At 38.7% G+C, this 22,025-nt stretch carries 22 protein-coding genes; 5 read left to right on the plus strand and 17 right to left on the minus strand.

Features of this window, described 5'->3' with window-relative positions; all coding sequences use genetic code 11:
* Positions 1 to 16: 16 nt before the first annotated feature.
* Complete coding sequence (locus B9A18_RS19580) at positions 17 to 379, minus strand: hypothetical protein (protein WP_084291237.1); 363 nt, start codon at positions 377 to 379, stop codon at positions 17 to 19.
* Between the two features lie 728 nt (positions 380 to 1,107).
* Between B9A18_RS19580 and B9A18_RS19585 the strand changes: the two genes are divergently transcribed.
* Positions 1,108 to 1,485 (plus strand): hypothetical protein, encoded by a 378-nt coding sequence (locus B9A18_RS19585; protein WP_084291238.1) that lies wholly within the window; start codon positions 1,108 to 1,110, stop codon positions 1,483 to 1,485.
* Between the two features lie 84 nt (positions 1,486 to 1,569).
* Here B9A18_RS19585 and tal read toward each other — a convergent pair whose 3' ends face one another.
* A complete protein-coding gene (gene tal, locus B9A18_RS19590) occupies positions 1,570 to 2,661 on the minus strand; it encodes a transaldolase (protein WP_084291239.1) in 1,092 nt (363 codons plus the stop codon).
* Positions 2,662 to 2,911: 250 nt separating this feature from the next.
* Between tal and B9A18_RS19595 the strand changes: the two genes are divergently transcribed.
* Positions 2,912 to 3,442, plus strand: a complete 531-nt coding sequence (locus B9A18_RS19595) for a DUF4142 domain-containing protein (RefSeq protein WP_159452705.1) — start codon at positions 2,912 to 2,914, stop codon at positions 3,440 to 3,442.
* A gap of 227 nt (positions 3,443 to 3,669) precedes the next feature.
* Here B9A18_RS19595 and B9A18_RS19600 read toward each other — a convergent pair whose 3' ends face one another.
* The 8 genes from B9A18_RS19600 to B9A18_RS19635 form a co-directional block, all read right to left on the minus strand.
* Positions 3,670 to 3,858: a hypothetical protein gene (locus tag B9A18_RS19600; RefSeq protein ID WP_084291241.1), complete on the minus strand. Its 189-nt coding sequence runs from the start codon at positions 3,856 to 3,858 to the stop codon at positions 3,670 to 3,672.
* A gap of 609 nt (positions 3,859 to 4,467) precedes the next feature.
* The gene (locus tag B9A18_RS19605) at positions 4,468 to 5,742 is read right to left on the minus strand and encodes an acetyl-CoA hydrolase/transferase family protein (RefSeq protein ID WP_084291242.1); all 1,275 of its coding nucleotides are present in this window, start codon (positions 5,740 to 5,742) and stop codon (positions 4,468 to 4,470) included.
* 25 nt (positions 5,743 to 5,767) lie between these two features.
* Positions 5,768 to 6,535, minus strand: a complete 768-nt coding sequence (locus B9A18_RS19610; protein ID WP_084291243.1) for an ABC transporter permease subunit — start codon at positions 6,533 to 6,535, stop codon at positions 5,768 to 5,770.
* A 3-nt stretch (positions 6,536 to 6,538) separates the two neighbouring features.
* The gene (locus B9A18_RS19615; RefSeq protein ID WP_084291244.1) at positions 6,539 to 7,243 is read right to left on the minus strand and encodes an ABC transporter ATP-binding protein; all 705 of its coding nucleotides are present in this window, start codon (positions 7,241 to 7,243) and stop codon (positions 6,539 to 6,541) included.
* Positions 7,240 to 8,478 carry a nitrous oxide reductase family maturation protein NosD gene (gene nosD, locus B9A18_RS19620; RefSeq protein WP_084291245.1) on the minus strand — a complete coding sequence of 413 codons (1,239 nt, stop codon included), beginning with the start codon at positions 8,476 to 8,478 and terminating at the stop codon, positions 7,240 to 7,242. Before nosD ends, B9A18_RS19615 begins: the two co-directional genes overlap by 4 nt.
* On the minus strand, positions 8,475 to 9,509 hold the full coding sequence (locus tag B9A18_RS19625) for a nitrous oxide reductase accessory protein NosL (protein WP_084291246.1): 1,035 nt from the start codon (positions 9,507 to 9,509) through the stop codon (positions 8,475 to 8,477). Before B9A18_RS19625 ends, nosD begins: the two co-directional genes overlap by 4 nt.
* A 63-nt stretch (positions 9,510 to 9,572) precedes the next feature.
* The gene (gene nosZ / locus B9A18_RS19630) at positions 9,573 to 11,567 is read right to left on the minus strand and encodes a Sec-dependent nitrous-oxide reductase (RefSeq protein WP_084291298.1); all 1,995 of its coding nucleotides are present in this window, start codon (positions 11,565 to 11,567) and stop codon (positions 9,573 to 9,575) included.
* A gap of 12 nt (positions 11,568 to 11,579) precedes the next feature.
* Positions 11,580 to 12,059 carry a c-type cytochrome gene (locus B9A18_RS19635; protein WP_084291247.1) on the minus strand — a complete coding sequence of 160 codons (480 nt, stop codon included), beginning with the start codon at positions 12,057 to 12,059 and terminating at the stop codon, positions 11,580 to 11,582.
* A gap of 162 nt (positions 12,060 to 12,221) precedes the next feature.
* On the opposite strand from B9A18_RS19635, the gene B9A18_RS19640 reads away from it, so the two are divergent.
* Complete coding sequence (locus B9A18_RS19640) at positions 12,222 to 13,454, plus strand: hypothetical protein (RefSeq protein ID WP_084291248.1); 1,233 nt, start codon at positions 12,222 to 12,224, stop codon at positions 13,452 to 13,454.
* A gap of 57 nt (positions 13,455 to 13,511) precedes the next feature.
* On the opposite strand, the gene ric is transcribed toward B9A18_RS19640, so the two are convergent.
* The 6 genes from ric to B9A18_RS19675 all read right to left on the minus strand — a co-directional run bounded on the left by ric (position 13,512) and on the right by B9A18_RS19675 (position 18,630).
* Positions 13,512 to 14,474, minus strand: coding sequence for an iron-sulfur cluster repair di-iron protein (ric, locus tag B9A18_RS19645; protein WP_084291249.1), 963 nt, complete (start codon positions 14,472 to 14,474; stop codon positions 13,512 to 13,514).
* Positions 14,475 to 14,572: 98 nt separating this feature from the next.
* Positions 14,573 to 14,908, minus strand: a complete 336-nt coding sequence (locus B9A18_RS19650; RefSeq protein WP_084291250.1) for a metal-sulfur cluster assembly factor — start codon at positions 14,906 to 14,908, stop codon at positions 14,573 to 14,575.
* The gene (locus B9A18_RS19655; protein ID WP_084291251.1) at positions 14,895 to 16,187 is read right to left on the minus strand and encodes a hypothetical protein; all 1,293 of its coding nucleotides are present in this window, start codon (positions 16,185 to 16,187) and stop codon (positions 14,895 to 14,897) included. The genes B9A18_RS19650 and B9A18_RS19655 overlap by 14 nt, the downstream gene beginning before the upstream one ends.
* Entirely contained in the window at positions 16,184 to 16,999 is an 816-nt protein-coding gene (locus tag B9A18_RS19660) for a DUF2249 domain-containing protein (protein ID WP_084291252.1), read from the minus strand. The genes B9A18_RS19655 and B9A18_RS19660 overlap by 4 nt, the downstream gene beginning before the upstream one ends.
* 377 nt (positions 17,000 to 17,376) lie before the next feature.
* Positions 17,377 to 17,907, minus strand: coding sequence for an azurin (gene azu, locus B9A18_RS19670; RefSeq protein WP_084291254.1), 531 nt, complete (start codon positions 17,905 to 17,907; stop codon positions 17,377 to 17,379).
* Between the two features lie 126 nt (positions 17,908 to 18,033).
* A complete protein-coding gene (locus B9A18_RS19675) occupies positions 18,034 to 18,630 on the minus strand; it encodes a Crp/Fnr family transcriptional regulator (RefSeq protein ID WP_084291255.1) in 597 nt (198 codons plus the stop codon).
* A 266-nt stretch (positions 18,631 to 18,896) separates the two neighbouring features.
* Here B9A18_RS19675 and B9A18_RS19680 point away from each other — a divergent pair, with 266 nt between their 5' ends.
* Positions 18,897 to 19,316, plus strand: a complete 420-nt coding sequence (locus tag B9A18_RS19680) for a cupin domain-containing protein (RefSeq protein WP_084291256.1) — start codon at positions 18,897 to 18,899, stop codon at positions 19,314 to 19,316.
* 108 nt (positions 19,317 to 19,424) lie between these two features.
* On the opposite strand, the gene mnmE is transcribed toward B9A18_RS19680, so the two are convergent.
* Positions 19,425 to 20,795, minus strand: a complete 1,371-nt coding sequence (gene mnmE / locus B9A18_RS19685) for a tRNA uridine-5-carboxymethylaminomethyl(34) synthesis GTPase MnmE (RefSeq protein WP_084291257.1) — start codon at positions 20,793 to 20,795, stop codon at positions 19,425 to 19,427.
* Between the two features lie 94 nt (positions 20,796 to 20,889).
* Between mnmE and B9A18_RS19690 the strand changes: the two genes are divergently transcribed.
* Positions 20,890 to 22,023 carry an AI-2E family transporter gene (locus B9A18_RS19690; protein WP_084291258.1) on the plus strand — a complete coding sequence of 378 codons (1,134 nt, stop codon included), beginning with the start codon at positions 20,890 to 20,892 and terminating at the stop codon, positions 22,021 to 22,023.
* Positions 22,024 to 22,025: the final 2 nt, after the last annotated feature.

Raw genomic sequence — 22,025 nt, forward strand, 5'->3', positions numbered from 1 at the left:
ATTTTCTTTTTATAATTCAAGAAAGCCCAATAATCTCATCCTGCTCCCCTTTGTCCTGGTCATTGTCCTGCGCATTCAGATTTTTCAGATCTTCGGGAGTAACGTCAAACTCGCCCTCGCTTAAATCCGGGGTGTCATCCAATTCCTCAATATTACTCGAAATATCACCAGTGAAATTCTCGTCCCCCTTTGGTCGCCCTTCCTTGATATTAGTTTTTTCCTTAACATTTATATTTTCATCAGGGTCCGGGCTGATCCCTTTTTCAGGCTCCAGATTAAATGAAGCAGCACTAGCTCTTGTCGCCTGATCCATATCTTCTTTTTGGTGTGGGTCCTGCCCTGAAAGCAGGGATCCACTTTGATTATTTTCTTCGTTCATCACAATTAGGTTTAATGTTTAAACTTTAGTTTACTGAACTATACACTCCATAAGGCTGTGGGACTTGTCTTTTATAGCTTTCATCATCTAGATCCTCTTGGTCATCTTATTACAAATGCCAACGCAAGATTGTTTTCAGAAAGAACAAGTGTTATCATTGACAAAAAGATGGTTATCAATGATAAACTTCGCCTTAGGATCAACAAAAGTGTCGCTGTACTTTCCTCTTACTACACCGTTTAAATCATAGGTCCTAAACAGGTATATTAAAGGGTACTCAAAGGGCTACGTGTCCTATGAACATCCTTTAAACTCGCTATTATGAACCTTTAATCACCCTTTCGTACTAGGAGGCTGGTCGAACAGTTCTAAACCGACATACTGGCCTCACTTTCCTGACTTATCTTCAACAGATACATTAAAATTATCATTGTAACGAGCCGATGAATAGCTCTTAGCTCTTTGTAAGAAGTCTGGCATAGCCTTTCCCAGCTCATAGGTACCTCCTACCTACTTTGTTGGTCTTTACACTAATGAGGTACCAATCAGGTACCTAGCGGGTACCTACAAGCTACTTATTGGTATTAAGCACCACTTAGGTCTGCACACGGTTAGGTCATAACGGATTCCAATTTATCTATTAATAACTTTGTAAGTTAACTTAACAGCAGCCCCCCCTTTAATGCATTAAATAAAATGATAACTTAGTAGCGCATACCAAACCAAACATGAAACACCCCTACAAAATCCAACTTCAAAAAAACCTCCAAACCCACTACAACCAGACAAACTGGGTGGTAAAAAATAATTTTGAGCGCGGAAGAGATGAAATATTATTCATCCTGCCAAAGCATGAAGACATCAAAATGGTTTATGCTAACTTATATGCAGAACTATCAACCCTTCCAGACATAGACCACCCCAGTGAACGCGTCTTAATTAGCTTTTGCTATCCAGATGGCAGCCAATATTGTTCAAGAGTGATCAATCCAAACAAACAAGACGAAATTCACTTAGCCTTGCTCGGTCAGCTGCCGAAACGATCAATCTCTGACCTTCTCCTGGATCTTAATGAAACTGGTGTAAGCATCGTGGTTCCAGCTTAAGGTGCGCTTAAGGAGTTCATCATTGATATATCGGCCGGGTCTTTCTTAGTGTGGTGGAAGTATTCTATCACCTACCAAGTAAAGTCAAAATCGTGATCTTTTTTTTTCCTCAATAGCCTTTAACAACTTATCATAAGGATGATTAAATTTCTCGATGCCTTCATTTTCTAACTGATTGCTGATAACCCTGAGATCAATCCCAATATTTTGCAAGTGCTCCAGAGTTGAGATAGCTTTATCTATATCATGCTCCAGGCGACTGGCCGGACAACCATGATCGCGGTAAGCTTCCAGCGTCTCTAAAGGAATTGTATTGATGGTCTCTGGCCCAATCAAGGCCTCTACATATTTGACATCGGAAAAAGACGGATCCTTAGTTCCGGTACTTGCCCATAGCACACGTTGAGGCATTGCTCCCATCGCTTGCAGCTTAAAAAAACGATCACTACTAAAAATACGTTTGTAAATCTGATAAGCTTGTTTGGCACATGCAATGGCCACCTCACCCTTCATTTCAGGGTATCCTTTAGCTTCCAATTGCGGATCAACAAGTACGTCAATCCGGCTTAGGAAAAAACTCGCAACTGAAGCAATTTCATCCACCGGTCGGCCTGCATCTACCCGGTCTTCAATTCCTGATAAATAAGCATCAACTACCTGTTCATATCTTTCCAGGCCAAATAGCAGGGTAACATTGATATTTAAACCTTCGCTGATTGTTTTTCGGATCGCAGGTATTCCCTCAGTTGTTGCCGGTATCTTGATCATCACATTTTTTCTATCCAGTTTTTTCCAAAGCTCTATAGCTTGTTCGATAGTTCTATTCGTATCATTAGCCAGATGAGGAGAAACCTCCAGACTAACATATCCATCTAATTCCTGCGCAAAAACAGCTTCGAATTTATCAGCCGCATTTTGGATATCAGTTATGGCAAGTTGATAAAAAATCTCTTCATTATTTTGATGAGTAGCAGCAAGATCCCTGATTTGCGCATCGTAGGCAGTACTTCCTGTGATTGCCTTTTCAAATATAGCCGGATTGGAGGTCATTCCGCGCAAACCGTCCTGTTTAATGAGTTTTGTTAATTGACCAGAGTCAATCAGGTTGCGGTCAAGAAAATCCAGCCAAATACTCTGGCCAAATTCATGTAATTGTTTTATTCTACTTGTTTCCATAAGTCGTTTCCTCGTTTTATAACCGTTCTATGGGACTTTCTTAATGAACCTCCATCATGGTTCAATTTCAGGAGCTTAGTCAGACACTGTTTAAAAACAATCCGGGTCCGGATTAGTTCAAAAAAAATAAACCAAAACCAAAACCAAAACCGATTGTTTAATCGTCTTGGAATGCCGCAACGCAATGCCACTATCTGAATTTAACTCTTGTTTAACTTGGATTAACATTCATTTTTTTAATCTGTATATCATGGAAAATTTTAAAAACTATTCAATCGCAGCATTAGCAGCCTGCACAATAGCACTAAGCAGTGCAAATAACAAAACACGAACAACAAACATATTTGTCAGCCAACAAAAGGATACAGTCAGCATTGAACAATTCATAAAACAATTATCGATTTACAGTGCGAAAGAAATCAACCTTTCAAAACTGGCTAAAGAGAAATCAAAAAATCAAAAAGTCAGGGAATATGCCATAAAAGCTATAGATGCTTGCATTCTGCTTTATTCAGACTTAAAGCCATTTGCAGAGCCCAGAAATATTACGCTTGCCGATTCGACAACTTTTGTTCCCGATGAACTCATTTCCGCTTTAAAAAAAGCTGGCCGCAAGGATTTTGACAAACAATATCTATCCATTACCATTGAAGACCATAACCAGGTTATTGCCTTAATGGAAAAGGGCACCATGTTCAGCGATACCGCAATTGCAAACTTTTCAAACAAACAACTAGCCGTATTCAGAAGGAATCTGGAAGAATCCTGTTTTAATTCGTAATAAAAATAGTCGTAGGCTGCAATGGCATTCCTAATAGACCTTTTTGGTCCGCGAATACCATCAACACACTAAAACTGAGATTGTTCAATGATTTATATTTATTTTTTGAAAAAAGTTCAAAGAATGCTGTTGTATACTGAATAATTGAGATTGGAGAAGTCCAATGCACCAGTTATGGCGGAGGGTGGAGCATTTTATGGCTTAAATAGAATACCCATGTACCCGATTTACTTTCGATTTGATTGTTTCAAATACGCTGTAATTTGGCTTACCTCATTACTACAACACGCCCGCGCAGCGCTTTTGATACTTTCGGGTTTAACATTTAAAACGGTGGACCAATAGACCAGTTCGCGTTCCTGGGAAAAATCAATAAATGTCTCTTTTCCGCCATCAAAGAAAATCAGCTTTTTCATTTACATTCAATTTAATTACCAGTATTACAACAACAATCAAAGAACTCTGTTTAGCAAATAAATACTGGTTTTTAAAAAATAAATACCTGTTTATAGTCATTCCACATTTCTACACAATGTAAAAGCCTGCTTTACAAATTCTGAATTTAATCCCCAAGCTAGCCTCTCGGTTATTCCACAACATAAATTTCTGTGATGATAGATACATTGAAAAAGATATAACTGCGTATTGTCCTAGGTCGTTCTCCGAGTAGTCATTTGTTCAAAATTAAATTCCTTACCATCAAGCGACAAGCACACAGAAAACAGCGCCACAACTCAAACACATACATCTGACTACTCTGAAAAACGACAATTATAGAACAATCTTAAAAGGGATTAGTTCAAAAAAACAATCCCGATACACGCGATGGCAGGCTTATAGGTATCCCACTCGCGCCACTCGTCCTAAATCCAGATTTATGAATCATTTGGGCGACCGAAAAATCATTCGGTCAAGGTGTTTTTTTCCTAGGAACTTTAGCGCCTCAATATATCAACTGCTATAAGCGCATTTTTTACACCTTGCTTCAAAATTTGATTAAACAACGACAGCAAACCAAAATACTATCATTTAAACCTGCTAAAGTATGCCCGATCTAGAACTTCTCTATGATCTGGATGCGCGATTTCAATCAGTGCTCTTGCTCTTTGCTTCAGAGATCTGCCAAATAAATTTACCATTCCATATTCAGTTACTACCCAATGAACATGCCCCCGGGTGGTAACCACACCAGCGCCTTCCTTAAGAAATGGAACAATCCTACTGATACCTTTTTGAGTTTGAGAAGGTAAGGCTATAATGGGTTTTCCATCTTCTGATAATGAGGCACCACGCATAAAATCCATCTGACCTCCAATACCAGAATATTGGTATGTTCCGATCGAATCGGCACATACCTGACCAGTCAGATCCAATTCTATAGCACTGTTGATTGCAGTTACCTTAGGATTTTGCCGGATTATGCTTGTATCATTCACGTAGCTAATATCCATTACGCGAACCGATGGGTTGTCGTCAACAAAGTCATATAGCTTTCTGGTACCAGTTAAAAATGAGGTTACAGATCTTCCTATATTCAATTTCTTTTCACTGTTATTGATCACGCCTTTATGGATCAGGTCTATAACCCCATCAGAAAACATCTCGGTATGAAGACCAAGGTTTTTATGACCGCTTAGATTTTTAAGAACCTGATCCGGAATACTTCCTATACCCAATTGTAAGGTAGCACCATCTTCGACAAGAGATGCCACATTATATCCAATTTTCCCTACAACATCATTAACATCTGAAGAATAATCTACGACAGGCAGTTCAGCATTATGATAAACCAGCGCATTAAGCCTGTCGACGTGAATAAAACTTTCACCATGCGTCCTGGGCATTCGGCTATTTACCTGGGCAATCACAACCTTCGCCATATCGACTGCAGCTCTCGCTATATCTACCGAAGTACCCAATGAACAATATCCATGAATATCAGGTGGAGATACCTGTACAAGGGCTACATCAATCGGCAAGATGTTTTTTCGAAATAGCTGAGGAATCTGACTCAAAAATATCGGCACATAGTCTCCACGTTCACTATTTACCACTGCGCGGGTTGCGGCAGAAACAAATAATGAATTGAAAAAGAAAGACCTCCTGTGTTCGGGCAGATCAAAAGTAACATCTCCCAAAGAGGTAATGCTAACCAGCTCAACATTTTCAAGCTCAGCAGACCTTTGTTGCATCTCCTTAACTAAGCACACCGGGGTTGCAGCTCCACCGTGAATGAAAACCCTATTTCCTGATTTTATAAATTTAACTGCCTCGGCAGCTTGAATAATTTTTGATTCCATATTACTTATAAATTAATATCTTTTTCTATAAATCTTTCCTACTAAACTTCTTCAGTGATATAAATAGTGGAATTGCAATCCAGATAGATAATCCAAAAAAAGAAAGTGCCACTCCAACCTGGTTCCCAAAAAACTCCCTGAATATTGCCCCTGTATAGCCCATTAACGCAGAAATATCCATTTGCAACAAGATTTGAACGCGGCCTAAATCAATTGGGTTAAGAAAACTAAAAAACACCATAGCGCTTTCCAGCGGGTAGTCCTGAAACTGAAATAAAAAGAATAAGACCAGTGCATCAAAGATGAGAGAAAAATAGAGCCATAGTAATATGGATAGCCCTATCCCTTTTGCTTTGTCGCGGGTAATACTCGCAGCTAACATAGCTATACTTACAAAAATAACCGTTAAAAATAGTCCAGTTAAAATCATTGTGATACCCGTTGCATCGCCATGATACATCAGGATTGGTATGCCCGCTCCAATAAAAAAAGCGAGCGACAATGATGCCGCCAATCCACCAAATAAACTTAGCCAAATGGACTTTCTTTTGACAGGCTGACTAACCAGTAACTCTATAAACTCCGAGCTATTGTAAATATAAATTGTCGAGAAAATAATACTGATTAAGGGGACCAATATGAGTATAATGTTTAAAAGACTGAGCAAGCCCTTTGCAGCATTACTTTCCAGGTTAAAGACACTTAATGAAATCAACAATAACAGAAAGGTATAGATTAAAACTATCTTGTTCTGAATGATATCTACAATTACGTATTTTAATATTTTTTTCATGTTTTAAGCGACCATAATTTTAGCAATTGCTTTTGACAGCTTTTCTTCCCCGGTATCCGCCTTTAATTCTGAAAGTTTTTTATAAAACATCAGCCGTCCGTCCTGCATGTAAAACACCTCGGTAATCAGGTCGTCCAATTCACTTAAAACATGTGAGGTGATTAAAATCAATTTTCCTTTTTCCTTCTCAAGAATGATCTTATCTTTCAGTTTTTCAGAAGATACAGGATCCAGGCCGGCAGTAGGTTCATCCAGAATTAAAACATCAGGATTGAATAGAAATGCCAGACAAGCACTCACCTTTTGTCGGGTACCACCTGAAAGGGTGTGCATTTTTTTATTCATTAATGCGCCCAGGTCAAAGCTTTGTATAAGATCCTCATCTAAATGCACCTTACTGTCTTTTCTGAAATCCTTCATCATTTCGATAACATTTGCAATGGTCATATTTTCTGGGTAACGACCAATCTGTGGCATGTATCCCACTTGACTTCGATATAACCACTCACGATTTATAGACCGGCCATTGAATTCAATAGACCCCTTGTCTGGCACGACCATTCCTAAAATAGATTTGATTAGCGTGGTTTTTCCGCAGCCATTTGGCCCCAGCAGAGCTATACACTCCCCCTTATTAAAAGAAACAGAGATGTCATTTAAAGCCTTTAATTTACCAAAGGTTTTCGTAATATTTTTTGTTACTATCATAAAGATATAGGTCTCATTACCGGTTTGTTATCTCTTAAATTTTCTGGAGTCACACCCGGCAGGATTTTTTCTGTTTTATCTAATAAGGAAACAATTAGACTTCTAAATAGCATTAGAGCGGCCGGATTGCTATCTATAATCATAGAATACATGCTAACCGGATGATAAGGCACATCACCAATATTATCCTTAAAAAGATCGTATCCTTCGTATTTGTCCCAGTAATTTCCAGTAAATGTATTCAGTACCAGGGATCCATTTGTCCCAATGTCGAACGTATTACCAATAAAATTATTCCTGCTGAAATCATTCTTGTCGCAACTGGCCTGAATTTTAACCGCCCAACCATTGTTATTAAAGATGTTCTTGTAAAGCTTAATTCTGCTGCAGCCTTCCATGTGTAAACCAACCGTGTTTTTAGTGAAATGATTACCGGAGATATCACTATCTGTAATGTCCTTCAATAAAATTCCGTAGGCTGCGTCTCCCCAATTGTTTAAAAAATGGTTATTGTACATGCGAATGTTGCTACTATACATTACAGCAACCCCTGCTTCGTTGCGTTCAAAGATATTGCTCACATAAGTATTGCGGTTAGAAAACATGAAATGAATGCCATACCGTACATTCTGTGTGCTTACATTTCTCCAGATCAGGGAGTTTTTTACAAACTCAAAATACAACCCATCACGGTGCCCTTTTATTTTATTACCAATGATAATCAAGCTATCAGAGCGCCAGCAATGGATACCATTTCCACTTTGAACTTCATCTTTCCCATAAGCCGTTATCGAATTATCTTTTATAGTGCAGCGTTTACTGTTCTGAACGTAAATACCAAAATTTGTATCCTCTAAAATATTATTTAACGCCGATACCTTGTAACTGTCGTAAATCATTATTGCCCCCAGATCCCTGATCTCTGAACGTCCGGTATGCTGTAATTTAAACCCTTCTACGGTTGTATTCTTTGCTTTTATTGAAATGATCGCATATTTATTTTCGCCATCCAGCACCGGATAATTGATACCTTTTAAAGTGATCGATTTTTGAATGATGATATTTTTTTCTTTATATAATCCCGGATCAACAAGGATAGTATCCCCATTTTGAGAAAGATCTACCGCCCTTTGTATAAATGCTACACTTCTCGTTTTACCAACCTTGATAACCTTGGCATCAGCAGAGAAAACTGCAAAGTAGCTGATCAGTATGAGATATAAGACTTTTTTCATTTAAGCGTTGGCATCAGTGAATTCAATTGTACCACTCTCCCTTCTATAGATTGCGTAGTTGCTTTTAATTGCTCTTCTGTAAGAAAAGCAGCAATATTACTTCCCATGGGCGATCTAAGTGCTTCACTTTTAAACAAAAAGGCTTTCTGCAGATCAATGAAACCATGAGGATTCTCATAATCCACCAGATACATACCCTGAATATCCACATTTTTAACTGTTGCTTCTTTGCTAAATTCCATCAGGCAATGGAGATCATCAAACTTATAGATCTTTCCCTTTTTGCTAATCAATTCCGCTCCAAAGCGCTTATCCATGACCCCCATTTTACAAAAAACGCAGGCATCCTTACCGACTTTAATAGGTTTAGGCTCAACACTACATGAAGCCATCAATAAGATCAGTGAAAGAAACAAGGGCGCTGGTGTTTTCCATTTCATAACAGCCGTGTTTTTTTGATGCTTAAATTGAAGTATTATTGCCGTTAGCAAACCTATTCCTACACCAATAAATATCCAGCCACCAATGTCTGGAATCGAGTAAGCTCCAAAATTCAACAGTTGCTTATAACCAATAAGTGGAGGCTGATAACTCATCCCGGGAACATTTATGGCCGCATTGGGATCCAAATCGTGTCCATACTGGTACTCCCATCGCCAAAAATCGGCCATTGCAACAATTCCAAAAATTACAAAAAGGGTAAATAAACTCAATAACCATTTAGCAGTTCGAAGAAAGATGGCCACTGCCAGCGAAAACACAGCAAAGAAAGTAATGATATATGGCAACACGGTAAATTCCAGAAAGTCTTCCGTATGGAGTGTCTTCATCCCGATGTAATGATTAAGTCCATTGATGATGTCAACATTTCCAGCTAATTTATTGGGATACATTTTTAACACAAGTCCCTCAGGATATTGTGGTGCAGCCAACTCTATTTGCCATAGTGGAACAAAAAGAACCACAATTAAAGCAAGTCCACATACCAATACTATTTTTCTGTTTATGCCAGTTAATTCTCTAGATTTCATAATTATAGGATCACATAAAAATAGACCCAGCTATGCATGAAGCATCAGCTGGGCTATTCAAAACTACTTTTTAAGCATTTCCTCTGCTGCTTCAGAGTTTTTACCAAGGCTAAAAGAAATCGGCACTTTCGATCCTTTTACGGAAACCCGAACATAACCTTGCATTTCCTGGTGTAAAGCACTACAGAAATCGGTACAATAGATTGGGAACATTCCCGCTTTCTCAGGAACCCATTTTAGGGTAGTAGTTTCTCCAGGCATAATCAGCAATTCAGCATTTTTATTCCCTTTTACACCGAAACCATGAGGTACATCCCAATCCTGCTCCAGGTTAGTTACGTGAAAGTAAACTTCATCCCCAACTTTTACTCCTTCGATATTGTCTGGAGAAAAATGTGAACGCATTGCAGTCATATAAACGTGTACTTTATTCCCTTCTCTAACCACTTTAGAATTTTTCTCTCCCATGGTAACATAAGGATGTTTGTTCTCATCCAATCTGAAAATTTTCTGAGAATTCTTAGCAATTAATTCTGCAGGAACCATCTGAGCATAATGCGGCTCACCTATAGTTGGGTAATCCAGCAACAATTTCATCTTGTCACCACTAATATCAAAAAGCTGGGCACTTTGAGAGAGTTCTGGCCCAGTAGGCAAGAACCTGTCCTTTGTGATCTTGTTATAAGCAACCAGATATTTTCCATAAGGCTTTTTGGTATCACCACCTGGAATACTCAGGTGTCCTGGCGAATAATAAGTTGGCTGTCTATCTAAAACTTTTAAATCTTTGATATTCCATTTTACTATTTCGGAAGAGATAAAGAAAGTAGTATAAGCATTTCCTTTACCATCAAACTCCGTATGCAAAGGTCCAAGTCCTGGTTTCTTAACTTCCCCATATAATGCAGCTTCATATTTTAGCACAGGAATCCCACCGTAATCACCATCATATGTTTTATTTGCAATAGCATTCTGGATCTTACTAAAAGAAAACACCGGAATAAGTGCCGCCAATTTACCACTACCTACTATATATTCACCAGATGGATCCACATCACAGCCATGCGGAGATTTCGGACATGGAATCATATAAACCAGATCTGGAAAATCTTTAACATCAATAAGGGTAGTTTCGGTCTCCATTTTTGATGTTGCACTATGTGTAACTTCACTAAAGGTATTGTGTGCGTAATTGGCTTTAACTTTTTTTCCTTTACCTTGTTTAACATACTCCGCTGCCTTTTTCCAATTTACCGCAAGAATGTAATCTTTATCTCGTTTAGAGGCATTTACTTCTAACAAGGTGTGCGCTTGTTCTGAATTGTAACAGCTAAAAAAGAACCATCCACTACTTGGCCCCTTACCACTATGGCTCAAATCGAAATTCATACCGGGCAACACCATCTGAAAAGCAACTTTCATTTCACCTTCTTTAGGAGCAACGCTTACGAAGCTTAAAGTACCCTTAAAATTCTTTTTGTATGAATCGATTGGCACATCTCCATCTTCATTATCCATAGGCACGCTAAAACGTGTTCCAGCAACTACGTATTCCGTGTTTTCGGTAATAAAAGGTGAAGAGTGGTTTCCCGCACTGTTTGGAATTTCAATGATTTCTGTAGTACGAAAGGTTTTTAAATCGATCCTGGCAATACGTGGCGTATTATTTTCATTTGCAAATAACCAGCGTCCATCTATCTCTCCATTAGTCTGAGAAAGTGCAAGATGGTGCTGATCTCCCCAAGGGATTTCTCCATGAGAGGTATTCAACATGGACTTAGTTTCTTCGCTGAACCCCCAACCTTTTTCAGGATCAACGGAAAAAACCGGGATCACCCTTAACAAGCGTCCGGAAGGAATCCCATAAACACTAACCTGACCGCTAAAGCCACCGGAAACGAAGTTATAAAGTTCATCATATTTTCCTGGCGCAACATACACCCTTCCGGCTGCATCACCACCAGTGGCGTCACCCGCATTTTTTGGTTTACAACCTGAAAGGTTCATCAGCATTAACAATGCTGCACATGAACACAAAATGTATAAGTTTCTTTTCATATCTATCATTTATTATTTTACACCATCATTTTTCCTTAGGAATTCCAGGATATCTCTTGTATCACCATCACTTAGATTTTGATTCGGCATTCGTACCATACAGATTTCAAGCATAGCCTGTACCTTAGGGTCTTTATCTATCATCGCATCAGTATTGGTCATAAAATTCATGATCCACTCCGGCGTATGGCGTTTTGTAACACCCGCCCAACCCGGCCCAACCAATTTTTCGTTGGTAAGCTTATGGCAGGAAATACATTTTAGGTCCGCAAGTTTTTCACCACGGTCGGCCATTTCCGCATCCAGTTTATCATTAATCTTTACATCTTTGAATTTACCCTCCCCTCTATTCGGATCATAAGCTTCCGTACCAGGAGTTTTTGTCTCGTCAGCAGCAGATTGTTCAGTCGAACCGTTGGAATCAGAATTGCCTCCACCTGCGCATCCCGCGACAAACAAGGCTATTGAAAACATCAAAAACAGCTTTTTCATAACATTTTATTGATTTATTTTTATAGTGTAATGTTACGGAATACCCCATCCTCAGAATATGATTTCAATCATATTAACGTTAGATTGTGATCATATTTTTAATGACATTTATTGTCTTACTTCAAGAAATTTTAAAGCAGCAGATTCGCGCTGTCCCACATTATGGCAACTATTCAATTCAATAGCAGTAGGTGGATCGGAATTGCACTGATCAATTTCTTTATCGTAGCCCTTGCAGGTGTCATTTTACGGTACAAGATCAATTTCCCATTACCTTTAATTAATCAAAAGAACTTATTACACGGTCACTCCCATTTTGCTTTTGTTGGCTGGGTAACGCTCGCTTTAATGGCTTTGATGGTAAATCATCTCCTTAGATCCGGTCTTGTAACCAATTATAGGAAATACCATTGGTTACTGATCGCCAATACGGCAACGGCATACGGCATGTTGTTTGCCTTTATCTTACAGGGCTATGCTTTATTTTCAATTACTTTTTCCACCTTATCGATTTTCGTATCCTATTTTTTTATCTATCACTACTGGAAGGATCTCAACAAGATTAAAGAGGAAAAACATATAGGTATCTGGTTTAAAACAGCCTTAATTTTATGGGCTGTTTCTTCCATTGGAGTATTTGGACTTGCTTACCTAATGGCCAACCGCACCGTAGTTCAGGAGCTTTATTTTGCAGCCATCTATTTTTTTCTGCATTTTCAATACAACGGTTGGTTCATTTTCTCCTGTTTTGGGTTATTATTTTCGTTTTTAAGAGAAAAGAACAAACTACACTTTATAAAAATCAACAAATGTCTATTCCTGACCCTGGCCATAACCGTTATACCAAACTATCTACTGTCTATATTCGGTCTTAAAATTCCAGGTTACTTATTTTGGATTGGAACAATTTCCGCTACCATTCAACTTGCTGCGCTTTTTTATAGCTACAAACTTTTACAAGCAATCAGCACTAGTGCGGACATTGCTATCAAAAAAATGACAACTCTTTTATGGAGCCTGGCCTACATGTCATTTGCACTCAAAATCACTTTACAGGCTTTATCCATCATTCCTTATTTTGGTAATTTTGCCTTTGCCCTCAGGCCAGTAATCATTGGCTATCTCCATCTGTGTTTTCTCGGTGTGATTTCATTTTTCATTCTTGGTTATCTCCATGAGCTACTAAGCAGAAAAGGTATTAAATTAAACAAATCAGGATTGCTGATTTTTATATTCGGGGTAATCTTACAAGAGGTCGTCTTAATGGTCCAGGCCTTAGATGTAATGATGAGTCAAACCTCGGCCAATACACCTATCGTTTTATTCATCGCCGCCATTGCGATGGCAAGCGGTCTGGCTATGTTGATTAAAACTAGGCGGTTGAAAAGTATTTAACAATAAAAGCCAAGCATTCGGGTTGCTTGGCTCATTCAACAATCAGGTTATTCAATATCAATCTGCAGTTATCTGCAGTGCCTTTTCTGCTGCAATAGCTTTAGGAAACAGCACATTATTTTCCAGATGTACATGTCTATGTAAATCGTTCTCATATTCATCAAGCTTTTTGTAGAGTATGGTATAGGAGTTACAGGCATCCTGTGGCAGGGTAAAATTATTGGTGATTCCGCGTATCGTCTGCAATGCTTCACCGGCCTGCTCATGCTCAGATTCCATCATCTGGATGGGATTGGATACTTCTCCGAAAGCACTAGTGGGCACTGAACCTCCATGGTGCTGAACTGCCGCCAATTCCTTGATAAAGGGGAATAAGATTCTCTCCTCTTTGCTCATGTGTAACATTAAGTCTGCCCCCACCTGACTAAAGAGCTGGGCAATCCTGAGGGTCTCTGGATGTTGACTGCCATGTACTTTCGCTACCTTATTAGCGAGTTCCATAATAAATGGGGTATTCTCTTTTACGTATTGATGATGTGTATTGATGATGTAATCTGTCAAAAATCCAATGTCCCATCTGAGATAATCATTTTCAGTTGTTGTCGTCTCACCGGTAAGCAATGCTAAGGCTCCTTGCACTTCCATCGCATCAATTCCCTTTTTTTCGCAAACCTCCGAAATAGTCTTTTTTCCTCCACAGCAAAAATCTATACCAAAGCGCTTAAACACATGGGCTTTTCTATAGTCTTTAGTTACAATTTCACCTATAGTTTCTTCATTACCCTGAGTTTCCTTTTTTGCAATTTTCACTTTCCAAATTTCAGGCCCATTTTCCAGATAATCCCAGGAAAATGTTTGTCCTCGCTCTGCCAGAAACTGATAATACAGGGGCTTGGGGTCATGATCATTTTCAATTACAAAAGCCTGTCCGGGGTTTAGACCGTCATACATTTCGAAAATTTTTGGATGTTTTAAGCGTGGCTCCAAAGCCGTCACATTTAATGTGTTCATCGTTTCCATAATATTAATTTTAGGTGACTCTATTATATGAATACAAATTTACCAGCTATGATGCACGCTGTTTATGATCTCAATCACATTGAAATAATCTATGTAAATCAAAGGCCCCGAAGTTTCCTTAATCCCGCTTCTGGTATAGTCCTGTAGTTCCATTCTGGCTCCCAAACCAGTGACACCTCAGCCTGATAATCCGGAAAAGTACGTATGATGCAATTTTTAACAGCCGATAAAATACTCTCACTCATGGGACAGTTTCTGGAGGACAAGGTCATTTCGATCAGGATACACTTATTTATATTATCTACCTTGACATGATATATTAAGCCCAGATCAACAATATTGGCGTGCAATTCAGGATCGATAACTGTTTTTAAAGCATCTACAACTGTAATTTTCATGACAAATAAAAATTCAGGAATATCAAATGTGATCATAATCTGCTGTCTTTGTTTGATGTAAAAGAAGGACAATAAGGTGTGCAAAATAACTTAATGCAGTTACCGACAGACTGCCTGCAGCAATGCTTTTAAGCGTAAAAGAATTAAAAAGGAAACCAGAAATAAATGCCAGCAGGAAAAGAAAGAAAGCAAAAGATTGTACATAAAGTAAGCCTTTGTTGATCAGGTCAGATGGAAGGGGTGTTTTAACCTTTCCCGTAAGCTGTTCATAGTGCTTTACCCATACGATATACGGCAGGGTTTTAAAGGTCTGACCTAATATCAGCAGACTGATCCAGCCCATAAAAACCAGGCTTCCATACAGTGTGGACAGGTTTACTGCGAAAGCATCATTTTTTAAATGATAGTACAATATAAATGGTAAAATCAATATCCCTGCAGCAAGACAAACAAACGAAAGCAAACTCTTTACCATGGGCAAATCAACATCCTTGCGAATGCGGGACTGAAAACATCTGAAAATATAAAATAGGTAAAAGCAAACTCCGGTAAGGCCCAATAACAAAACCAAATAAGTATAACCACTAATCCCATGAAGATAGCCGTCCAGTAAAAACAATAACAATGCTGCATTAATGGAAAAATAGGCTAATAAGAGTAAGTGTTTTTTTTCATATCCAGAGATCAGGAACATAGGTAGCAATTTAGCGCTGACACCGATAATAAGCATCAGAAACCAACCCGCAATTCCCATATGGGCATGTAATCTCAGAAAATGTAAATGGTCTTTTTGCAGGAATGAATATTGGAAATTAAAAACCATCAACAGACCAAGCAGTGCCGTTAAAGTAAGCCATAAACAGGCTGTAATTATAAATTCCTGGAAAATGGATTCCTGTTTTTTATGCTTAACCGTAAAAAAAACATTTACATTAAACAATGTAATTGCGGTAAACACCAACACTCCGGCAATTTGCATATACCTCCCCGGATCGAAAATCCAGAAACAATAAACCAGAAGTATAATTCCAGGCACAAAGAAAGTAATACTAGCCCAGGCTAGTTTGATACTGTATAACTTTGTTTCCAGGATAACGGGAAGTAGTTGATACAAAGCACCAAAAATAATCATACTGCCCCATCCTAAAGCAGCCGTATGGGTCATAGCCAGAATTTTAGGCTGAAAGTAATGACCGGACAAGGCTTCAAGGGAAAACAAGAGCATTCCGGCCAGCACCAAAAAAAACAGACCTGCAATTAAATAATGGGTTGATACAATTCTATAAAGTGGGTTATTGTGGTTGATATTGCTCATGATCTATAAATTAGCATGTCCACTTCATCAGTTGATTTACGGTTAAGCAAGGACAGCAGCCCCCTTCTATTGAGTTCGGAAAGCAAGTATACAGGTACCTTTTTATGGTAAATGTATAGCAACTCATCGGCATTCAGCTTTTCAAGTTGTCCCAAAATCTGAATCATCGGTTGGGGCATTTTTAGCCCGCGAACGTCGATATATGTAATCTTGTGTACAGGAAACCGGCTTAATACCTTACCAAATAGTCCTTGCGGAGCTTCATCATGAGCTTCAACAGGTAAGGCTGTTAATGCAATTTTTTGCGCGGTCTTTTCAAACCAGGTAATGATTAATTTTTCACTCACAACTTCAGTAAAATGCAAAAAACCTTTTTCGGCCAGTAAATTTATTAATGGTACTGGCTCAAAAGAATTGATGATCTTCATACGTTCTCCTGGCCCAATTCGTTTAGCCAGGTTAAGAATTTCTTTGAGCGGGTCCTGATCTTTGGAAAGCAGCGGACGAACATCCAGTTGATAGACATTTGTCTGCAGCTCAAAATCGATGGTATTTACCTTTGCAATTACCGGCTCTTTCATCTTTTCATCAATAACAAAACCAATGGCTTTCATGCTGTTAAAGAAATCACTCGGACTACAACCGGCAATTTTACAGGCCTCTGCAATAGTTACACGACGGGCCAGTAAATTACGCAAGACAGGATTGCGCAGCTTTGAGAAATTGCGATTTATTTTTATAAGACTGTCAATTACCTTTTCCCGGTCCACATCCAATAATGCTTTTATCCGGGTGTTTAAATTGATATTCATCAGTATAATTTTTATGATGGTTGCTATCTGCTGTGTTTACCTGAAAACGACTTTCATATTGTGCTTGGACCAAGCAATGCCTTTCAATTGGTTAACAGAGTAACCTAAATTGCCAATTGTAGGAACACCATTAAGGAAGTTCTGGATATAATAGGTACCTGTATATTTCATCAAGCTCAGGTACCGGACCATCTCTCCAAAATCTTTCTCGTTAATCAAATAGTGGTCCGCACTTCAAATTTTTGCTCCGATGCGATTAAAAAACTTAAAGTGCGTCCAAAATTCTCAAATAAATCGGAACCTGTTATCTCTTCAAATTTATCGCGCAAATCCGATCCAAAGTTTTCGTTCTCTATTCACTTAAATTAGACCTTCTGTTATTCCGCAATCAGTTTACCTTTCATCATAGAGACGTGGCCAGGAAAAGAGCAGATAAAGTCATAGGTGCCTTTTTCAGTAACTGTAAAAGTGATGGTGTCTGATTCTCCACCACCAAGAAGTTTGGTATGTGCAATAATACTGGCACTTGCTGATTTAGGAATGTAATCATTGTCCTTAGCCCCCAAGGCCTTTTGTGCGAAAGTATTTACATCGGTACCTGGCTTTAGCAAAACGAAATTATGGCCCATGGCATTTTTTTCAAGTTTACCGGTATGTTTGAGCGTAAAGGTAATCGCCTGTCCAGCGGCAACTTTAAACTCTGTTTGACTGTACTGCATCTGATCATTTCCTTCCAGGGCTACCACATTGTTCAGTTTAGCCTCAACCGGTTTTATAGGTTCAGCTTCCAGCGTTGATGTTTCGACAGATTGTGTTGTTGTAGATTCTTTTTCGGCATTTCCTCCGCATGAAGAAAACGTAATCATAAAAGCAATGGCTAATCCTGAGATATTTAGTAATTGTTTCATTTTTTGTGATTTTTAATGATGATTAATAGTTCTAAATTATCCTCAAAGTTATAGCCATAGGAGTCCAGTTTTTATGAGTGAGATCATAAAAAGGAGAAAGAATAAGCGTGATATTTGAGGAGATATTTACCTGAAAACTTTGCGGTTGCGGATGATCAACTCAGCCTTCTTTTCAAGCGATTTTATAGACCGAATGACCGTTTCTACCCTTAAACCAGTGAGATCAGCAATTTGCTGCCGGGTAATCTCCACCTTATACTTCTGGTCTGAAGGCACTTTATCTATCTTCGTTTTAAAATAATCAATCAGCCTTAACACCCGGTGTTCAGGTTCCTGTGAAGAAATTTCTGAAGCCATAATCGACTTATAATAAAGTCTTCTGGCAAGGTTGGTAGTCATACTGAGATGGATCTCTGGATTAGCCCTCAGCAATTCCATAAATTTATCCTTTGGTAAAAGAAAAACTCTCGAACATACAATCGCTACTGCGCTGGCAGGATAAGTGTCTTTAAGAAAAAGTGGAGGTTCGCCAAAACTATCACCCTCACTAAAAAGCCCCTGAACAAATTCTTTTCCCTCATCATTGAAATTATTCATCTTTACAGCTCCGCTAAGGATTTGAAAATAATACCTGGGCATATCGCCCTTATTAAATAAAACTTCCCCCTTGTCAAAACTGGCGAGCTTGGATCCGAACTGCATCAATAAATTTTCATCAATCATAATTCTTAAGGATAGTATTTATTTAAAGTTTGAAAGTCAACAAGCCTTACATATTCCTCCAGCATTGGGCACCTAAAAGTAAAATTAACACGATACTTACTACTTGTTTCATCCTGTTATCGCTCTCCATATTCTAAGGGTAAAAGTAACGACTAAATAGATCAGGCTTGATGATTAACATCGTTTAAAAATCTGATCTTAATCAATAATTCACTTTAAGAAAGCACTTTATTTTTCGTAAATTTCAAAAACTAATTAATATAATTATGGAAACCAATCCAACAGAAAGAAAATCAAATAATTCTACTCCGTTACGCCCCGAGGGAGAACGTGACCTTGATGCTCCTATGGTAACAATGGATTTGTTTTCCTTAAAAACACAAATCAAAGAAGAAGAATCTTATAAAAATAGTGATCGTAATGCAATCACAATTTTTAAATCTGAAGGTATGCGCATTGTATTAGTTGCGCTTCATGAGGGCGCCGAAATGAAAACGCATAAAGCTCCGGGTATGATTAGTGTTCAGGTGCTTGAGGGACATATTTCCTTCAAAACAGATCAAAAAACGGCCGACCGTACTACAGGTCAAATGCTTGTGCTCCATGCCGGAATTCCTCATAGCGTTATTGCAAAAACAGAATCAGTTTTTCTTTTAACCCTTTCGTTAAAAACAGAATCTAATTAACTGAGTATTATATAAATATCATTGCAATAGTAGCAAAGGGCAAGTCCGCAAAGAAACGATTGCCTCCCGCTACTAGCGCACAGCCCATTATGCAGTAATTATCATCGATTATTTGCCGATACAGAATTTACTGAATATATTCTCCAGCAAATCATCGGTAGTCACCTGCCCTGTGATCTCCCCCAGGTAATGCAAGGCTTGCTTAATATCCATCGCTAAGAAGTCAGAAGTCACCGGATTAGTCAATCCTTCGGCAACGCTATTTAAAGCCGTCCTGGTCCTTTGCAATGCTTCAACGTGTCTGATATTCGTTACCATGGTATGGTTGTCAGACAGCTTATCTCCCACTGCTGTATCGTACAGCAATTGCTTCAGCTCCTCTATCTGTTGAAGTTCCTTAGCTGAGATAGCTATAAAAGTAATATCAGCTGGTAATTTAAGTTCCTTTAACCTATCGCTATACGAAAGATCCATTTTATTGGCAACTGCCAAAAATGGGAATCCAGGTTTGTGTAAGCGCTGAATATCTTCCTCGATCTCCTCAGAGGTAAGGTTAACCACATCAAATAAATAAACCAATACGGCCGACTGGTTAATCTTCTGCATGGTCTTTTCTACACCTATTGCCTCAATCGTATCTGTAGCTTCGCGAATACCAGCCGTATCTATTAATCTGAAATTAATACCATTGATATTTAAAACCTCTTCAATGGTATCCCTTGTTGTACCGGCAATCTCACTTACAATCGCGCGATCTTCATTCAACAAAGCATTTAACAAAGTTGATTTACCTGCATTTGGTCTGCCGGCAATAACCGTATTGATACCAAGCTTGATTACATTACCCAATTCAAAAGAACGGATTAGTTTATTCAACACAATAGTGATCTTATCTATCAGCGCCTGTAATTGGTCTCTGTTAGCAAATTCAACATCCTCCTCCGCAAAGTCAAGTTCCAATTCAATCATCGAAGCGAAATGGATCAACTGCTCGCGCAACACGTTTAACTCGGTACTAAAACCACCCCGCAGCTGATTCATAGCCACACTATGCGCCGCAGCCGAATCAGAAGAGATCAGATCAGCAACAGCCTCAGCCTGTGAAAGATCTAAGCCTCCATTTAAAAACGCCCTTAAAGTAAACTCGCCTGGTTTAGCCGCCGAAGCACCTTTCCTGATCAGCAAATTAATAATCTGCTGAATAATATAGTTAGAACCATGACAAGAGATCTCCACTACATTTTCTTTAGTATAAGATTTTGGCGCCACAAATAAGCTCACAAGAACCTCATCTATAACTACATTACCATCTTTAATTAAACCAAAATGTATGGTATGAGAATCCTGCTTAAGCAAGTCTTTTCCGCTAAAAACTGAATTGGTGATAGCAATAGCATCTTTTCCTGAAAGGCGGATTACTCCTATAGCACCCACTCCGGGTGGCGTAGATAAGGCAACTATAGTCTCGTTTGTAATCATGGGCAATCTTTGTTAAGTTTGATTTGTGGCACAAAATTAGCCAAACATTCGATACCTTTTATAGTTTACCATCCCAAAACCAAACAAATTACGAATGAAAGACATGCCCCTTACCGTAAAAAGGTCAATTGAACTGCTCGGAATAGCGTTAATTGGTGCCACTTTAGTCATTGCAAGTGACATCATTATGCCCGTTATCATGGCCTTCTTTATCAGCATTTTATTGCTGCCCGTATATCGGTTTTTAATCAATAAAAAATTCCCGGAAATTGCCGCTATCCTACTGCCAATCCTTTTACTCGCTATTTTTTTAGGCCTGATTGTCTGGTTTTTCTCTGCTCAGGTAGGTATGCTTGTTGAAGATTTCCCGGAAATCAAGAAAAACGTGAGCTCCCATCTAAACGCAATCAGCAAATGGATTAGTAGCATCAGTGATTTCTCAACCACTGAGCAAGTTAAATTTATAAATGATAAAAGTAATGATCTGTTGGGGATGGCCGGAAAAGCCGCCAGTGGAGCCGCTGTTACCTTAAGTTCTATATTTGTGTTTGTGGGCTTACTTCCCATTTACATTTACTTAATGCTCTTTTATAAGGACATTTTACTACGTTTCATTTTCATGTGGTTTAAAACAGACCACCATCCAAAAGTAAAGGATGCTATTTTTGAAACCGAGGCTATTATCAAGAATTATCTGGTCGGTTTGCTTATTCAAGTTACCTATATGACCATCCTGCTCGGTGGAATTTTATTATTAATAGGCATAAAACACGCCTTGCTAATAGGTGTGATTTTTGCCATTCTAAACCTGATACCTTATGTAGGTGCTTTAATTGGTAACATTATAGGTGTATTACTTACGCTTACCTCCTCTACGGAATTATGGCCGGTAATTACTGTTTTAGGTGTTATAGCGATAGTTCAGTTTTTAGACAACAATATCCTGATGCCTAGAATTGTAGGCTCTAAGGTGAAGATTAATGCCCTATTTGCGATTTTAGGTGTGATCATAGGAGGACATATTGCTGGGGTCTCAGGGATGTTCCTCGCCATGCCCATTATTGCTGTACTAAAAGTTATTTTTGATAGAACGGAAGTATTTAGACAGTGGGGTGTTTTATTGGGTGATGAAAGACCTGCTAAAAGTCCGATGACATTTGCATCCTTCAGGAAAAAGAAACCAGTACCAGCGAAGGCAGGGGTAGAAAAAACAAAAGAGAAGGATTAACC

Source organism: Pedobacter nyackensis (assembly GCF_900176505.1).
Lineage (GTDB): Bacteria > Bacteroidota > Bacteroidia > Sphingobacteriales > Sphingobacteriaceae > Pedobacter > Pedobacter nyackensis.

Coding starts and splice junctions, on each gene's coding strand:
- B9A18_RS19580 (WP_084291237.1), bottom strand. CDS start 379: ATGAACGAAGAAAATAATCAAAGTGGATCCCTGCTTTCAGGGCAGGAC.
- B9A18_RS19585 (WP_084291238.1), top strand. CDS start 1,108: ATGAAACACCCCTACAAAATCCAACTTCAAAAAAACCTCCAAACCCAC.
- tal (WP_084291239.1), bottom strand. CDS start 2,661: ATGGAAACAAGTAGAATAAAACAATTACATGAATTTGGCCAGAGTATT.
- B9A18_RS19595 (WP_159452705.1), top strand. CDS start 2,912: ATGGAAAATTTTAAAAACTATTCAATCGCAGCATTAGCAGCCTGCACA.
- B9A18_RS19600 (WP_084291241.1), bottom strand. CDS start 3,858: ATGAAAAAGCTGATTTTCTTTGATGGCGGAAAAGAGACATTTATTGAT.
- B9A18_RS19605 (WP_084291242.1), bottom strand. CDS start 5,742: ATGGAATCAAAAATTATTCAAGCTGCCGAGGCAGTTAAATTTATAAAA.
- B9A18_RS19610 (WP_084291243.1), bottom strand. CDS start 6,535: ATGAAAAAAATATTAAAATACGTAATTGTAGATATCATTCAGAACAAG.
- B9A18_RS19615 (WP_084291244.1), bottom strand. CDS start 7,243: ATGATAGTAACAAAAAATATTACGAAAACCTTTGGTAAATTAAAGGCT.
- nosD (WP_084291245.1), bottom strand. CDS start 8,478: ATGAAAAAAGTCTTATATCTCATACTGATCAGCTACTTTGCAGTTTTC.
- B9A18_RS19625 (WP_084291246.1), bottom strand. CDS start 9,509: ATGAAATCTAGAGAATTAACTGGCATAAACAGAAAAATAGTATTGGTA.
- nosZ (WP_084291298.1), bottom strand. CDS start 11,567: ATGAAAAGAAACTTATACATTTTGTGTTCATGTGCAGCATTGTTAATG.
- B9A18_RS19635 (WP_084291247.1), bottom strand. CDS start 12,059: ATGAAAAAGCTGTTTTTGATGTTTTCAATAGCCTTGTTTGTCGCGGGA.
- B9A18_RS19640 (WP_084291248.1), top strand. CDS start 12,222: ATGGCAACTATTCAATTCAATAGCAGTAGGTGGATCGGAATTGCACTG.
- ric (WP_084291249.1), bottom strand. CDS start 14,474: ATGGAAACGATGAACACATTAAATGTGACGGCTTTGGAGCCACGCTTA.
- B9A18_RS19650 (WP_084291250.1), bottom strand. CDS start 14,908: ATGATCACATTTGATATTCCTGAATTTTTATTTGTCATGAAAATTACA.
- B9A18_RS19655 (WP_084291251.1), bottom strand. CDS start 16,187: ATGAGCAATATCAACCACAATAACCCACTTTATAGAATTGTATCAACC.
- B9A18_RS19660 (WP_084291252.1), bottom strand. CDS start 16,999: ATGAATATCAATTTAAACACCCGGATAAAAGCATTATTGGATGTGGAC.
- azu (WP_084291254.1), bottom strand. CDS start 17,907: ATGAAACAATTACTAAATATCTCAGGATTAGCCATTGCTTTTATGATT.
- B9A18_RS19675 (WP_084291255.1), bottom strand. CDS start 18,630: ATGATTGATGAAAATTTATTGATGCAGTTCGGATCCAAGCTCGCCAGT.
- B9A18_RS19680 (WP_084291256.1), top strand. CDS start 18,897: ATGGAAACCAATCCAACAGAAAGAAAATCAAATAATTCTACTCCGTTA.
- mnmE (WP_084291257.1), bottom strand. CDS start 20,795: ATGATTACAAACGAGACTATAGTTGCCTTATCTACGCCACCCGGAGTG.
- B9A18_RS19690 (WP_084291258.1), top strand. CDS start 20,890: ATGAAAGACATGCCCCTTACCGTAAAAAGGTCAATTGAACTGCTCGGA.